Below are 12,684 nucleotides of genomic sequence, written 5' to 3' on the forward strand. Positions count from 1 at the left end.
TCGATGCAAGCGTATCGGTTCCCGGACTATGGTTCCGATGCAACTGCATCGGAACCGATCCGAGGAGACCCGCACCCATGCCCCTGTGGAACAGGACCGCCACCGAACTCGCCGCCGCCGTCCGGGCCGGCGAGGTCTCCGCCCTCGACGTGGTCGACAGCCACCTGGACCGCATCGCCGAGGTCAACCCCCACCTGAACGCCGTCACCCGGCTCCTCGCCGACCGCGCCCGCGAGGCCGCCCGGCACACCGACCGGCGCCGGGCCGCGGGCGAGGACCCGGGCCCGCTCGCCGGCGTGCCGTTCACCGTGAAGGAGTGCACCCCCATCGCGGAGGTGGCCACCACCTTCGGCACCCCGCGCTTCCGCAACCACGTCGCGCCCGTCGACGCCGTCCCGGTGGCCCGTCTGCGCGCCGCCGGGGCGATCCCGATCGGCCACAGCAACATGCCGACGCTGATCCTGGCCGGGATGCACACGCGCAGCGAGCTCTACGGCGACACCCGCAACCCGTGGGACCCGAGCCGCACCCCCGGCGGCAGCAGCGGCGGCGACGGCGTCGCGGTCGCCGCCGGCATGGCCCCGCTCGGGCTCGGCAACGACTCCGGCGGCTCGCTGCGGATCCCGGCGACCTTCTGCGGCGTCGCCGCACTCAAGCCGACCACCGGCCGCTTCCCCGCCGACCAGCGCCTCCTCGGTCCGGACGACCCCGGCCCGGCCTCCCAGGTCCTGGTCACCGACGGCCCGGTGGCCCGGACGGTCGCCGACCTCCGGCTCGCGTACGAGACACTGGCCGGCACCGACCCCCGCGACCCGCGCGCCGTCCCCGTCCCGCTGTACGGCGAACCTCTCGGTCGCCCGCCACGGGTCGCCGTCGTCGCCGACCCTGGCGGCCACGGCGTCCACCCCACCGTCCGCCGGGCCGTCGAGACCGCGGCCGACGCGCTGCGCGACGCGGGGTACGACGTCCGGGAAGTCCCCGACGTGCCGAGGCTGCAGGAGGCCTACGACGCCTACCACCGGCTCACCGTCACCGAGTTCGCCCCGAGCTGGCCCGTCGTACGGCAGCTGCTGGGCGAAGGCGGCGACCGCTTCATCGACCTGACGATGCGCAGCGCTCCGCCCGCCGACGCCGCCGGGCTCATCCGGCTCATGAGCGCCTGGATGAACATCCGCCGTTCCTGGACGGAGTTCCTGCACGAGTACCCGCTGCTGCTGGGCCCGGTCTTCACCGAGCCGGCTGTCGAACCGGGCCTGGAGTCGCGGGACCAGGCGGGCCGGGACCGCGTCGCCTCGGGCATGCGGCTCTGCTCGGTGACCACCTTCGTGGGTGTCCCGGCCGTCGCCGTCCCGACCGGGCTCGCCGACGACGGTCTGCCCACCGGCGTGCAACTCGTCGGGCGGGCGTTCCGGGAGGACCTGTGCCTGGCCGCCGCCCAGGCCGTCGAGGACCGGCTCGGCGTGCTCACCCCGGTCGACCCGCGGCCGTAGCGGCCGTAGCGGTCCGCGGAGTCGGCGGGGGCGGCGGGGGGCTGCGGGCCGGGGGCCGTGGGCGACGGAACGCCGCGGCTACGCGCCCTGAAGGCCCGGCACGACCAGTCCCGACTCGTACGCGATCACCACCGCATGCGTCCGGTTCTGGGCGCCGAGCTTGGTCAGCACGTTCCCCACGTGCGTCTTCACCGTCTCCGGACTCACCGCCAGCGACTGCGCGATCTCCGGGTTCGACGACCCGGTCGCCATCAGCCGCAGCACCTCCTCCTCCCGCCCGGTCAGCGCCGCCCGGGGCAGCGCCTGAGCGGAGTCCAACGGACGGGCGGCCACCATCCGGCGCAGCGCGGCGGGGAAGAGGATCGCCTCCCCCGCCGCCGCCACCCGCACCGCTTCGGCGATCTGCGGGACCGGCCGCCGCTTCAGCACGAAGCCGCTGGCCCCGGCGCCGAGGGCGGCGGTGACGTAGTCGTCGTTCTCGAAGGTGGTGATCACGACGACCTTCGGCGGGTCGGCGTCCCCGGCGAGCAGTTCGCGGGTCGCCTCGATCCCGTTGCGGCGCGGCATCCGCACGTCCATCAGCACCACGTCCGGGCGCAGCCGCCGCACCTGTTCGACGACCTCGACCCCGTCGGCCGCCTGCCCGACCACCGCGATGCCCGGCTGGGCACCCAGCAGGGTGCCCAGCCCGCTGCGGGTCACCGGGTCGTCGTCGGCGATCAGGACGGTGACGGGGCGTTCCGGGCTGCTCACGCCGACAACCGTATCGGCAGCCGGACCGCCAGGCGCCAGACCTGTTCCCCGCGCGCACCCTGCAGCCCGGCCTCGAACTCGCCGTGCAGCAGGCGGACCCGCTCGGCGAGGCCGGGCAGGCCGTGGCCGGAGGTCGGGAAGCCGCTCGGGCCGGCCTTGACCCCGTTGACCACACCCAGTTCCAGCCCGTCCGCCGCGACCACCACCCGCAGCTCGATCGGCCCGCCCGCGCCGTGCCGCAGCGCGTTGGTCAGGCCCTCCTGCAGGATCCGGTACGCGGCACGGGAGAGCGTGCCGTGGACCTGCTCCGGATCACCGAGGACCACCGTCTCCACGACGGCACCCGCGTGGCGCAGCCGGTCCAGCAGTTCGGGCAGGTCGGCGAGGGTCCGGGTCGGCGCGACGCCCGCCTCCTCCTCCCTCAGCACGCCCAGCACGTAGTCCAGGTCCTCCAGCGCCGCCCGGGCCGACTCCTCGATGCTGCGCATGGCGGCCCGGGCGGCCGCCGGATCGGCGGCGAGCACCTCACCGGCGACGGCGGCCTGGATGGTGGCGGCGGTCAGGGTGTGACCGATCGAGTCGTGCAACTCGTGCGCCAGCCGGTTGCGTTCGGCCAGTGCCCGCTCCCGCTCGGCCGCCATCGCCAGCCGCTCCGCCGGCGACGGCCCGAGCAGCCGCGGCGCCAGCCACCGCAACGCACCCGACACCGCCACGAACAGCACCACCAGCAGCACCAGGCAGACCACCGACACCAGCCGGCCCCAGCCTCCCGTCAGCTCCCTGGACCACCCGAACAGGCTGAACCGCGCGTCCCCCTTCGCGTATCCGGTGGACAGGAACAGTCCCATCGTCAGCAGCACACCACCGCCGAACAGCACCGCCCACCCCGACATGACGTGCAGCACCAGGAACACCGGTGTCCGCCACCGCTCCCCCGCCGCCCCCTTCACCGGATCCGGCAGCGCCACCCCGAGCAGCCGCCGCGCCGCCCGGACCAGCACCCGCCGCGTCACCCCGGCCAGGCCCACCACCCCGATCAGCACCACCCAGAGCGCGAGCGACAGCACCTCCGGCAGCGCGTACGGATCCGCCTGCATCCCCGCCGCGGGCACCGCCGCGACCAGCGCCAACGGCAACCCCGCCACCGCCCCGAGAACGGCGAACAACACACCCGAATACGTGGAGCCGCGCAACAACGGCCGAAGGACCTTGATCATGGTCGCCAGTATTGCCACACGCCCCGCACCCGGCCTCCCCCGATCGAGGGAGCATCTCGCGCCCGTGTCCGACCGGTCGGTCCCCGACGCCAGCGCTCCGCCCACCGCCTGAACCGGACCGAGTCCGGCAGCCCACTGCAGCAGCGCGTCCATCCCGCGTCCCGCCCCCTCGCGCTTCGGACCATCAGCAGCCCCACGGTGCACTTCCGGGCGGGGTTCCACACACGGATCGGCCGGACGGCACGGCGCGGCCCCCTGCGGGGACCGGATCGCGCGACGGAGAACAGAACGGCCGGTCGATCCGAAGATCGACCGGCCGTTCGCTGTGCGCGAGGGGGGAGTTGAACCCCCACGCCCTTTCGGGCACTGGAACCTGAATCCAGCGCGTCTGCCTATTCCGCCACCCGCGCATCTGGGTGATGGGTTAAGCATAGACCATCTGGAGGGGTGCTTCCGACCACGTCCGGGCGACGCCCGCGGTCACCCTCTCCGGCCGGGCTGCGGCCCGGCTCCGGTGGAGCGTCCGACTCCGTCCCAGGTGGTGCCGGCCGGGGCAGGCGGCTCGGCGCCCGGGCCGACGGGGGGGTGAAACACGAGGACCCAAACCCAGGCCCGGCCCCGGCCCCTCCGACAATCCACCCCCGACGAGGAGGACCGAGGGGAAACTCCCGGATCGGACACGAAGGACGGGGCTAGTCTGGGGCCATGGTTGTGAATGACACAGACCAAGTAGCCATGGCCGAAAAGGAGTTCATCAGCGCCCCGGCCCTGATCCTCCGCTCCCTCGCCGCCCGCCCCGACCGGCGGGCCATCACCACCGCCGACGGCACGGTGATCACGGCCGGCGACTTCGCCGCCGCCACGTACCGGCTCGCCCACGAGCTGGTCGCCCGGGGCGCAACCCGCGGCACCACCGTGACCCTGCTGACGGGCAACACCGCCGAGGCGCTGAGCGCGCGCTACGCCGCCGGGCTGGCGGGCGCACGGGTGGTGAACCTGTACGACGGCATGAGCGCGCCGACCCTGGCCGAGATCACGACGAGCGTCGACACCGCCCTCCTGCTGGTGGACGCCGAACGGTACGCGACGGCCGCCGAGTTGCTGCCGCTCGTCGACGTGCCGACCGTCCTCACGCTGGGCCCGGGCCCCGAGACGTCCGGCGCCGCAGCGATCGGCGAGGATGTCGTCGCCGCTTCCGCGCACCGGCCCGCCGAGCCGCCGGCCGTCCGGGTCGGCCCGGACGACGACCTGGGCATCCGCCACACCGGCGGCACCACCGGCATCCCGAAGGGCATCCGCAGCCTGCACGGCCCGTACCGGAGCGCCTTCGACGCCCAGTACGGCGGCACCGACCCGGATGCCGCCCCGCCCCGCTTCCTCGCCGCCACCTCCCTCGCCCACCTGGCCGGGGTGCTGTCCGACCTGACGTTCCACAGCGGCGGCTCGGTGGTCATCCAGCGTTCCTTCGACCCCGGCGAGGTCCTGGCGGCGGTCGAGCGCGAGCGCATCACCGACCTCTGGGTGCTGCCGCCGCTGCTGTACCAGTTGCTCGACCACCCGGCGATCGGCCGCACCGACCTGTCCAGCCTGCGCCGGGTCTCGTACGGCGGCTGCGCCGCTTCGCCGTCCCGGGTGCGCGAGGCGATCGAGGTGTTCGGGCCGGTCCTGGTGAGCGGCTACGGCCAGTCGGAGGCGCAGAACATCTCGATGCTCGCGCCGCACGAGCACGACCGGATCGGGCACGGCGGCCGGCTCTCGGTCGGCCGGCCGCTCCCGGGTGTCGAAGTGGCGGTCCGGGCCGAGGACGGCACCGAGCTGCCGGCCGGGGAGCAGGGCGGGATCCACGTCCGCTCGGCGACCGTCATGGCCGGGTACTGGAAGCGGCCCGACCTCACCGCCGAGGTCCTGCGCGACGGTTGGCTGGACACCGGCGACATCGGCTACCTCGACGAGGACGGCTACCTCTACTTGGCCGACCGGAGCAAGGACAAGATCATCGTGGTCGGCGGGCACGTCTACCCCGCCGAGGTGGAGGAGTTGCTGCTCACCCACCCGGCGATCGCCCAGTGCGCGGTCTACGGGGTGCACGACGCCCAGGAGGCGGAGCACGTCCACGTCGCCGTCGTCCCCGCGCCGGGGCAGCAGCCCGAACTGGACGACGTCCGCGCCTTCGTCACCGCCCGCAAGGGCCGGATGTACGCACCGGAGGCCCTGCACGTACTGGCCGAGATCCCGCTGACGGCCGTGGGCAAACCGGACAAGAAGCTGCTGCGCGACTCCCACGCGGGCTGAGAAGTGCCCCGGGGGGCGCTTCCGGTCGGATCCTCCGCGGACGATCCGACCGGAAGCACCCCCGACGGATGGGCCATCATGACGCCATGGCAGATGAAACGATCACCGCTCGCACCATCGCCGACCGCCACCTCGACCAGGTGGCCGCCCACGACCCGTTGCACGCCGCATGGTTGGGCCTGCACCCGGGGGACGACCGGCAGCCGGACCTCTCCCCCGAAGGGTTCGAGGCGCTCGCCGACATCGCCCGGCGCACCCTCACCGCGCTCGACGCCACGCACCCCGCCACCGGCCTCACCGCCGGGGCCGGCGCCGCCGGGGCCGACGCCGACGACGACCACAAGGCAGCCCCCACCGCAGCCGCCACCGCAACGGACCCCGCCGACCGGACCTGCGCCCGGCTGCTCCGCGAACGGCTGACCGCCGAACTGGCCGTGCACGACTCCGGCGAGAACTTCCGCCAGCTGCGCAACATCGCCGCGCACGTCCACCACGTCCGGGACATCTTCAGCTACATGCCGACCGCCACCGACGACGACTGGGCCGCGGTGGCCGGCCGGATGCGCAACCTGCCCGCCGCCCTCGACGGGTACCGCGCGACCCTCACCGAGGGCATGTCCCGGCGGCTGCTCGTCGCGCCCCGCCAGGCGGCCGCGGTCGTCGACCAGCTCACCGCCTGGACCGGCGAGGACACCGGGAACGCCGGGTGGTTCGCGGGCTTCGTCGCCCCCGGCCCCGAGCGGCTGCGCGGCGAACTGGACGCCGCCGCCCTCCGGGCCACCGCCGCCACCGCCGAGTTCCGCGACTGGCTGCGCGACACCTACGCCCCGGCCACCGTCGGCACCCCGGACGCCGTGGGCCGGGAGCGCTACCGGCTCGCCGTGCGCCACCACACCGGTGCCGAGGTCGACCTGGACGAGGCCTACGCCTGGGCCTGGAGCGAGTTCCACCGGACCGCGGCCGAGATGCGCGCCGCGGCCGACCGCGTACTGCCCGGAGCGGGAGCCCTGGAGGCGATGCGGCACCTTGAGCGGCACGGCCCCGCGATCGAGGGCGAGGAGGCGGTCCGCGACTGGCTGCAGCAGATCATGGACGGGGCCGTCACCGCCCTCGACGGCACTCACTTCGACATCTCCGGACCGCTGCGCCGGGTCGAGTCCCGGATCGCCCCGGCGGGCAGCGCCGCCTCGCCGTACTACTCCGGCCCGAGCCTGGACTTCAGCCGCCCCGGCCGCACCTACTTCCCCACCCTCGGCCGGGACTCCTTCCCGACCTGGCAGCTCGTCAGCATCTGGTACCACGAGGGCGTCCCCGGTCACCACCTGCAGCTCGCCCAGTGGGTCGCCCTCGCCGACGAACTCAGCCGCTACCAGACGACGCTGGGCATGGTCAGCGCCAACGTCGAGGGCTGGGCGCTGTACGCCGAGCGCCTCATGGACGAGCTGGGCTTCCTCGACGACCCGGCGCACCGCCTCGGCTTCCTCGACGAACAGATGCTGCGCACCATCCGGGTGATCATCGACATCGGCATGCACCTGGACCTGGCCGTCCCGGCCGACGCCGGCTTCCACCCCGGCGAGCGCTGGACCCCGGAACTCGCCACGGAGTTCATGGCCACGTACAACGGCAGCCCGGCCGAGCTGCGCGACAGCGAGATCGTCCGCTACCTCGGCTGGCCGGGCCAGGCCATCGGCTACAAGCTCGGCGAACGCGCCTGGCTGCGCGGACGTGACGCGGCCCGCAGCCGTCCGGGCGCCGGGTTCGACCTCAAGACGTGGCACATGAAGGCGCTCGCCCTGGGTTCGCTGGGACTCGACGACCTGGTCGACCGACTCGCCGCGCTCTAGAGCCGACGCAGCAGCTCGCCCGGCGCGGCAGCCCGGGCGCGGCAGCCCGCCGGCCCAGCAGAACGGGCGCAGCACCTCCGCCGGCGCGGCACCTCCGCCGAATCCCCGGGAGATCCCCACCGGACTTCACCCCACCGTGGGGTTTGGCTCAACGAAGTGCCACCCGGGTGCCGAGAACGCAAGAGGGGTGGCGGCGCTGAGGGTCGCCACCCCGCTCCGCACACGGTCCGGACGGGCGGACGGCCGTCCGTCCGTCCGTCCGCCCGTCCGGCGCGGCTCAGGCGGCGCCGAAGTGCCGCTTGGTGTCGCCGATCAGACCCTTCAGGAACGCCGCGCCCGGGACCCCGGTCAGCGCCGCCGGGCGTGCCAGCAGCGGGACCGGCTCGAAGGCGAAGGTCCAGGTGAAGCGGGTGCCGTTCGCCGTGGGCTCGACGAGGTAGTCCTCGCCGAAGCGCCGGAACAGCGGCAGGGTGGCCTGCGCGACGCAGAACGAGTGCCGCACCCCCTCCTCCCACCGCACGAACTCCTCGCGCAGCCGCAGCACACCGCGCGCGGTGATCTCCCGCGTCGTGCCGACACCGTGCGGGGCGGGCGAGGTGTAGCGGCCGCCGCTCAGACCGCGGCACCAGGACAGCGGCGTGTCGCCGGCGAGGCCCTGCCAGACGGTCTCGGGCGCCACGGGGAGGTCCATGGTGAATGAGTGGCGGTGCGGGGCGGTGTCGAAGAAGGACACGTCGAAGCGTTCGAGCGTGGACCAGGGCATGGTTCCCCTCCTGTGGCTACGTCCTGTCGGTGTGTCTACGTCTGTCCGCGCGGATGCATCAGTCCGTGCCGGACGCAGGGGCCGGTCCGCGGTGGACGCGGGGCCGGTCACCCGCCGGCGTGCTCCCCGCCGCCCACCGCCCGCAGGGCGAAGGGCAGGAAGCGGTCCGCCGCCTCCCGCGCGGTGGCCTCGTCCACCTGCTCCGGCAACCGGGGGGTGAGCAGGAACCGGCCCATCACCGGCCCGACCACCACCTCGCCGAGCAGCTCGGCGTCCTCGACCGGCGGGATCTCCCCCCGCTCGACGGCACTGCGCACGACCTCGGTCACCCGCCGGTACACGGGCGCCAGGAGGGTCACGGTGAGCGCCTCGGCCAGGGCGGTGTTGTGCGCCGCCTCGCCGATCAGGGCCCGCATCACCCGGCCGCTCTCTCCGGTCATGGCGGCGGCCTTGTCCCGGAGCACCACGCGCAGGTCGCCCTCCAGGCTGCCGGTGCCGGGCAGGCCGTACGGGTCCTCCTCGGCGAAGCTCGCGGCGGCGGCGACCACCAGGTCCTCCTTGGATGACCAGCGCCGGTAGAGGGTCGCGGTGGAGACGCCCGCCCGGGCGGCCACCGCGGCGGTGGTCAGTCCGCCGTAGCCGCTCTCGGCCAGTACGGCCAGCGTGGCCTCCAGCAGCGCCCGGTCCCGGGCAGCGTCCCGGGGGCGGCCCCGGCGGGGTGCGCTCCCGGACGGGGCGGGCGACGCGGGCGATGCCGGGGACGCGGGCGGGGTGGGGGTGGTGCGGGTCATGCCGCCAGTTTACCGCCAATAGAAACGAAATCATTTCGTTTCGTTTATGCTCGGCGGCATGAGCGCTTCCACCGAGACCACGCCCGGCACGACCGCCCCCGCCGAGTCGGCGCCCGGCGCCGACGCCACCTCCACCGCGGCCACCGTCGCCCGCCTCGGCGCCGCCTTCACCGCCGGCCGCACCAAGCCCGTCGCCTGGCGCAAGGCCCAACTGCGCACCCTGCGCCGCCTGCTGGTCGAACAGGAGGACGTCTTCGCCGCCGCCCTCCACGCCGACCTCGGCAAGCACGCCGCCGAGGCGTACACCACCGAGATCGGGTTCACCGTCAGCGAGATCGACCACACCCTGCGCCACCTCGACCGCTGGCTGCGCCCGAGCCGCGTCCCGGTGCCGCTGGCGCTGCAGCCCGCCCGGGCCCGCACCGTGCGCGAGCCGCTGGGCACCGTGCTGGTCATCAGCCCCTGGAACTACCCGTTGCAGCTGGCCCTGGCCCCGCTGGTCGGCGCGATCGCGGCGGGCAACTGCGTGGTGGTCAAGCCCAGCGAACTCGCCCCGGCCACCTCGGCAGCGCTCGCCCACTGGCTGCCCCGCACGCTCGACCCGCAGGCCGTGGCCGTCGTCGAGGGCGGCGTCCCGGAGACCACCGCCCTGCTGGAGCAGCGCTTCGACCACGTCTTCTACACCGGCAACGGCACGGTCGCCCGCATCGTCATGACCGCCGCGGCCCGCCACCTCACCCCGGTCACCCTGGAGTTGGGCGGCAAGAGCCCCGCCGTCGTCGAGCCGGGCACCGACCTCGCCACCGCCGCCCGCCGCATCGCCTGGGGCAAGTTCATGAACGCCGGCCAGACCTGCGTCGCCCCCGACTACGTCCTCGCCATCGGCGGGAGCGCGACCGCGATCGAGGCGCACCTGACCACCGCGGTCCGCGAGATGTACGGCACCGACCCGAAGAAGAGCCCCGACTACGGCCGCATCGTCAACGACCGCCACTTCGACAGGCTGACGGCCCTGCTCGGCGACGGACGGATCGTCACCGGCGGGGACCACGACCGCGCCGAACGCTACCTCGCCCCGACCGTCCTCGCCGACGTCGACCCGGAGGCACCGGTGATGCACGAGGAGATCTTCGGCCCGGTCCTGCCGATCGTCAGCGTCCCCGACCTCGACGCCGCCATCGCCTTCATCACCGCCCGGGACAAGCCCCTCGCCCTGTACGCCTTCACCGCCTCGGCCCGCACCAAGCACCGCCTGACCACCGAGACCTCCTCCGGCGCCCTGTCCTTCGGCGTCCCCAACGCCCACCTCGCCGTCCCCGGCCTCCCCTTCGGCGGCGTCGGCGAGAGCGGCATCGGCTCCTACCACGGCGCCCACACCATCGACACCTTCAGCCACACCAAGGCCGTCCTCGACAAGCCCCTCCCCGCCGACACCCTCCGCCTCGCCTACCCGCCCTTCACCCCCCTCAAGTCCCGCATCCTCCGCCGCTTCCTCTGAACCCCCGCGCCGCCGGTCGCCGCCCTCCCCGTCCCCCTACCGGCGGCAACCGGCGGCTCACTCCGATTCGGCGACGTCCCGCCGGCCGCGCCCGCACGATCCGAGCATCTGTACGGATGCGGAGCACGCAGTCCCCGCCTACCGTCCTACGGGCGGGTGCGGCACACGCATCCGCTTCCGGGGAGGGGAACCCACATGGGCGGGGCCGGCGATCCCCCGGCCCAGCCCGCCGCCGCCTTCTCCGCCCGGCACCCCGACAGCCAGTACGTCGACGTCGACAGCACAGGGGGTCACAACCGGATGTCCCTCGCGGTGCGCACTCCCTGCCTGCTGCCGCCGCCCGAGTCGGCCCCGGCGGCGCCGACCGGTACGACCTAGTCGTCCTGCCGGCCGCGGAACGCGCGGCGGTACTCCCTCGGGGCCACGCCGACGCGCGCGGTGAAGACCGGCCGCAGGGAGACCGCCGAGGAGAAGCCGCAGCGCGTGGCGACGGTGTCGACGGGGAGGTCGGTCTCCTCCAGGAGGCGCTGGGCGGTGAGGACCCGCTGGTCGAGGAGCCAGCGGGTCGGGGTGGTGCCGGTGGCGGCGGCGAAGCGGCGGGCGAAGGTCCGTTCGGACATCAGGGCGGCGGCCGACATCCGCGGGACGGTCCACGGGGTGTCGAGGGAGGCGAGGATCTCGGCGCGGACGCGGTCGAGCGGGTCGTCCGCGGTGGGGGCCGGGACCGGGGTGGGGATGAACTGGGCCTGGCCGCCCGCCCGGAAGGGGGCGGTGACCATGGCGCGGGCGACGGTGGCGGCGGCCTGCTGGCCGTGGGCGGTGCGGACGAGGTGGAGGCAGAGGTCGATGCCCGCCGCGACTCCGGCCGAGGTCCACAGGCCCTCGCCGCCGGTGAAGAGCACCTCGGGGCGGACCGTCACCGCCGGGAAGCGGCGGGCGAGTTCGGGGGCGAGGGCCCAGTGGGTGGTGGCCTCGCGGCCGTCCAGCAGGCCGGCCTCCGCGAGGACGAAGGCGCCCGCGCAGAGCGAGGCGATCGGGACGCCGTCGGCGTGGACGGCCCGCAGGGCGTCGAGGACGGCGGGATCGCGCTCCGCCGCCGGGTCCTCGACGCCCGGGACGACGACCAGGTCGCAGTCGGCGAGCCCGGCCGTCCCGTGGTCGGGGACGCGTTCCAGCCCGCCGCCCAGCCGGACCCGGGTGCCGTCCGGGCCGCAGACCCGCAGGTCGAAGGCGGGCAGTCCGGGCCGGGCGACGCGGTTGGCCCACACCTCGCCGATCACCGCGTAGTCGAAGGCCCGGACACCGTCGAAGATCAGACAACCCACCGTTCGCATGGCAGAGAACCTATGGCAGGAATCCATCGATGGGTGGCATCTCCGCCCATCACGCCGCCGGCACGCCGGCGAGCACGATGGACGCATGACGAACACCGACGCATTCGACGCCCCGCTCACCCTCGACCCCGACGCGGTCCTGCTGCTCGTCGACGTCCAGAAGGGCTTCGAGGACCACGAGTTCTGGGGCCCCCGCGACAACCCGCAGGCCGAGCAGCGGATGGCCGAGCTGATCGCCGCCTGGCAGGCCACCGGCCGCCCGATCGTCACCGTGCAGCACGCCTCCACGGCCGGGCCGCTGGTCGAGGGCACGCCCGGGTACGAGCTGAAGGACTTCGTCGCCGACGTCACTCCCGCGCTGCACATCACCAAGACCGTCAACAGCGCCTTCTACGGCACCCCCGACCTGCACGCCTGGCTCCGGGAACGCGGCGCCCGGCAGCTGGTGGTCACCGGGATCATCACCAACGTGTGCAACGAGACCACCGCCCGGATGGCCGGCAACCTCGGCTACGACGCGATCTTCCCGACCGACGCCATGCACGCCTTCGACATGACCGGCCCCGACGGCACCACCCTCCCCGCCGCCGAACTCGCCCGCGCCACGGCCACGGTGCTGCACGCGATGCGGTTCGCCAAGGTGGTGACGACGGAGCAGGTGCTCGGCGCGGCCAAGGCCTGACCGGCGGCGGGGCCCGG

At 74.3% G+C, this 12,684-nt stretch carries 11 protein-coding genes and 1 tRNA gene; 6 read left to right on the top strand and 6 right to left on the bottom strand.

Features of this window, described 5'->3' with window-relative positions:
• Positions 1 to 77: 77 nt before the first annotated feature.
• Positions 78 to 1,490: an amidase gene (locus ACZ7KX_RS19215; RefSeq protein WP_470327431.1), complete on the top strand. Its 1,413-nt coding sequence runs from the start codon at positions 78 to 80 to the stop codon at positions 1,488 to 1,490.
• Positions 1,491 to 1,568: 78 nt separating this feature from the next.
• Here the strand turns inward: ACZ7KX_RS19215 and ACZ7KX_RS19220 are convergent, their stop codons facing one another.
• The 3 genes from ACZ7KX_RS19220 to ACZ7KX_RS19230 form a co-directional block, all read right to left on the bottom strand.
• Positions 1,569 to 2,243 carry a response regulator transcription factor gene (locus tag ACZ7KX_RS19220; RefSeq protein WP_470327432.1) on the bottom strand — a complete coding sequence of 225 codons (675 nt, stop codon included), beginning with the start codon at positions 2,241 to 2,243 and terminating at the stop codon, positions 1,569 to 1,571.
• The gene (locus ACZ7KX_RS19225; protein ID WP_470327433.1) at positions 2,240 to 3,460 is read right to left on the bottom strand and encodes a sensor histidine kinase; all 1,221 of its coding nucleotides are present in this window, start codon (positions 3,458 to 3,460) and stop codon (positions 2,240 to 2,242) included. Before ACZ7KX_RS19225 ends, ACZ7KX_RS19220 begins: the two co-directional genes overlap by 4 nt.
• A 326-nt stretch (positions 3,461 to 3,786) precedes the next feature.
• Positions 3,787 to 3,870, bottom strand: a tRNA-Leu gene (locus tag ACZ7KX_RS19230).
• A 325-nt stretch (positions 3,871 to 4,195) separates the two neighbouring features.
• Between ACZ7KX_RS19230 and ACZ7KX_RS19235 the strand changes: the two genes are divergently transcribed.
• The gene (locus tag ACZ7KX_RS19235; protein WP_470327434.1) at positions 4,196 to 5,752 is read left to right on the top strand and encodes an AMP-binding protein; all 1,557 of its coding nucleotides are present in this window, start codon (positions 4,196 to 4,198) and stop codon (positions 5,750 to 5,752) included.
• 86 nt (positions 5,753 to 5,838) lie between these two features.
• On the top strand, positions 5,839 to 7,599 hold the full coding sequence (locus ACZ7KX_RS19240) for a DUF885 domain-containing protein (protein WP_470327435.1): 1,761 nt from the start codon (positions 5,839 to 5,841) through the stop codon (positions 7,597 to 7,599).
• Positions 7,600 to 7,876: 277 nt separating this feature from the next.
• On the opposite strand, the gene ACZ7KX_RS19245 is transcribed toward ACZ7KX_RS19240, so the two are convergent.
• Entirely contained in the window at positions 7,877 to 8,362 is a 486-nt protein-coding gene (locus ACZ7KX_RS19245) for an SRPBCC family protein (protein ID WP_470327436.1), read from the bottom strand.
• A 107-nt stretch (positions 8,363 to 8,469) separates the two neighbouring features.
• Positions 8,470 to 9,153 (bottom strand): TetR/AcrR family transcriptional regulator, encoded by a 684-nt coding sequence (locus ACZ7KX_RS19250; protein ID WP_470327437.1) that lies wholly within the window; start codon positions 9,151 to 9,153, stop codon positions 8,470 to 8,472.
• Between the two features lie 58 nt (positions 9,154 to 9,211).
• Between ACZ7KX_RS19250 and ACZ7KX_RS19255 the strand changes: the two genes are divergently transcribed.
• Both ACZ7KX_RS19255 and ACZ7KX_RS19260 read left to right on the top strand, forming a co-directional pair.
• A complete protein-coding gene (locus ACZ7KX_RS19255; protein WP_470327438.1) occupies positions 9,212 to 10,651 on the top strand; it encodes an aldehyde dehydrogenase family protein in 1,440 nt (479 codons plus the stop codon).
• Positions 10,652 to 10,846: 195 nt separating this feature from the next.
• Complete coding sequence (locus ACZ7KX_RS19260) at positions 10,847 to 11,029, top strand: hypothetical protein (RefSeq protein WP_470327439.1); 183 nt, start codon at positions 10,847 to 10,849, stop codon at positions 11,027 to 11,029.
• Here ACZ7KX_RS19260 and ACZ7KX_RS19265 read toward each other — a convergent pair.
• Positions 11,026 to 11,985, bottom strand: coding sequence for a GlxA family transcriptional regulator (locus tag ACZ7KX_RS19265; protein WP_470327440.1), 960 nt, complete (start codon positions 11,983 to 11,985; stop codon positions 11,026 to 11,028). The genes ACZ7KX_RS19260 and ACZ7KX_RS19265 overlap by 4 nt on opposite strands.
• A gap of 85 nt (positions 11,986 to 12,070) precedes the next feature.
• Here ACZ7KX_RS19265 and ACZ7KX_RS19270 point away from each other — a divergent pair, with 85 nt between their 5' ends.
• Positions 12,071 to 12,667, top strand: a complete 597-nt coding sequence (locus ACZ7KX_RS19270; protein WP_470327441.1) for a cysteine hydrolase family protein — start codon at positions 12,071 to 12,073, stop codon at positions 12,665 to 12,667.
• The last annotated feature ends 17 nt before the right edge of the window (positions 12,668 to 12,684 follow it).

This window comes from Kitasatospora sp. NPDC038210 (assembly GCF_055600605.1).

Bases quoted from the DNA above. Each gene is read 5' to 3' on its own strand.
- ACZ7KX_RS19225 (WP_470327433.1), bottom strand. From the start codon at position 3,460: ATGATCAAGGTCCTTCGGCCGTTGTTGCGCGGCTCCACGTATTCGGGT.
- ACZ7KX_RS19255 (WP_470327438.1), top strand. From the start codon at position 9,212: ATGAGCGCTTCCACCGAGACCACGCCCGGCACGACCGCCCCCGCCGAG.
- ACZ7KX_RS19260 (WP_470327439.1), top strand. From the start codon at position 10,847: ATGGGCGGGGCCGGCGATCCCCCGGCCCAGCCCGCCGCCGCCTTCTCC.
- ACZ7KX_RS19270 (WP_470327441.1), top strand. From the start codon at position 12,071: ATGACGAACACCGACGCATTCGACGCCCCGCTCACCCTCGACCCCGAC.
- ACZ7KX_RS19250 (WP_470327437.1), bottom strand. From the start codon at position 9,153: ATGACCCGCACCACCCCCACCCCGCCCGCGTCCCCGGCATCGCCCGCG.
- ACZ7KX_RS19215 (WP_470327431.1), top strand. From the start codon at position 78: ATGCCCCTGTGGAACAGGACCGCCACCGAACTCGCCGCCGCCGTCCGG.
- ACZ7KX_RS19235 (WP_470327434.1), top strand. From the start codon at position 4,196: ATGGCCGAAAAGGAGTTCATCAGCGCCCCGGCCCTGATCCTCCGCTCC.
- ACZ7KX_RS19240 (WP_470327435.1), top strand. From the start codon at position 5,839: ATGGCAGATGAAACGATCACCGCTCGCACCATCGCCGACCGCCACCTC.
- ACZ7KX_RS19245 (WP_470327436.1), bottom strand. From the start codon at position 8,362: ATGCCCTGGTCCACGCTCGAACGCTTCGACGTGTCCTTCTTCGACACC.
- ACZ7KX_RS19265 (WP_470327440.1), bottom strand. From the start codon at position 11,985: ATGCGAACGGTGGGTTGTCTGATCTTCGACGGTGTCCGGGCCTTCGAC.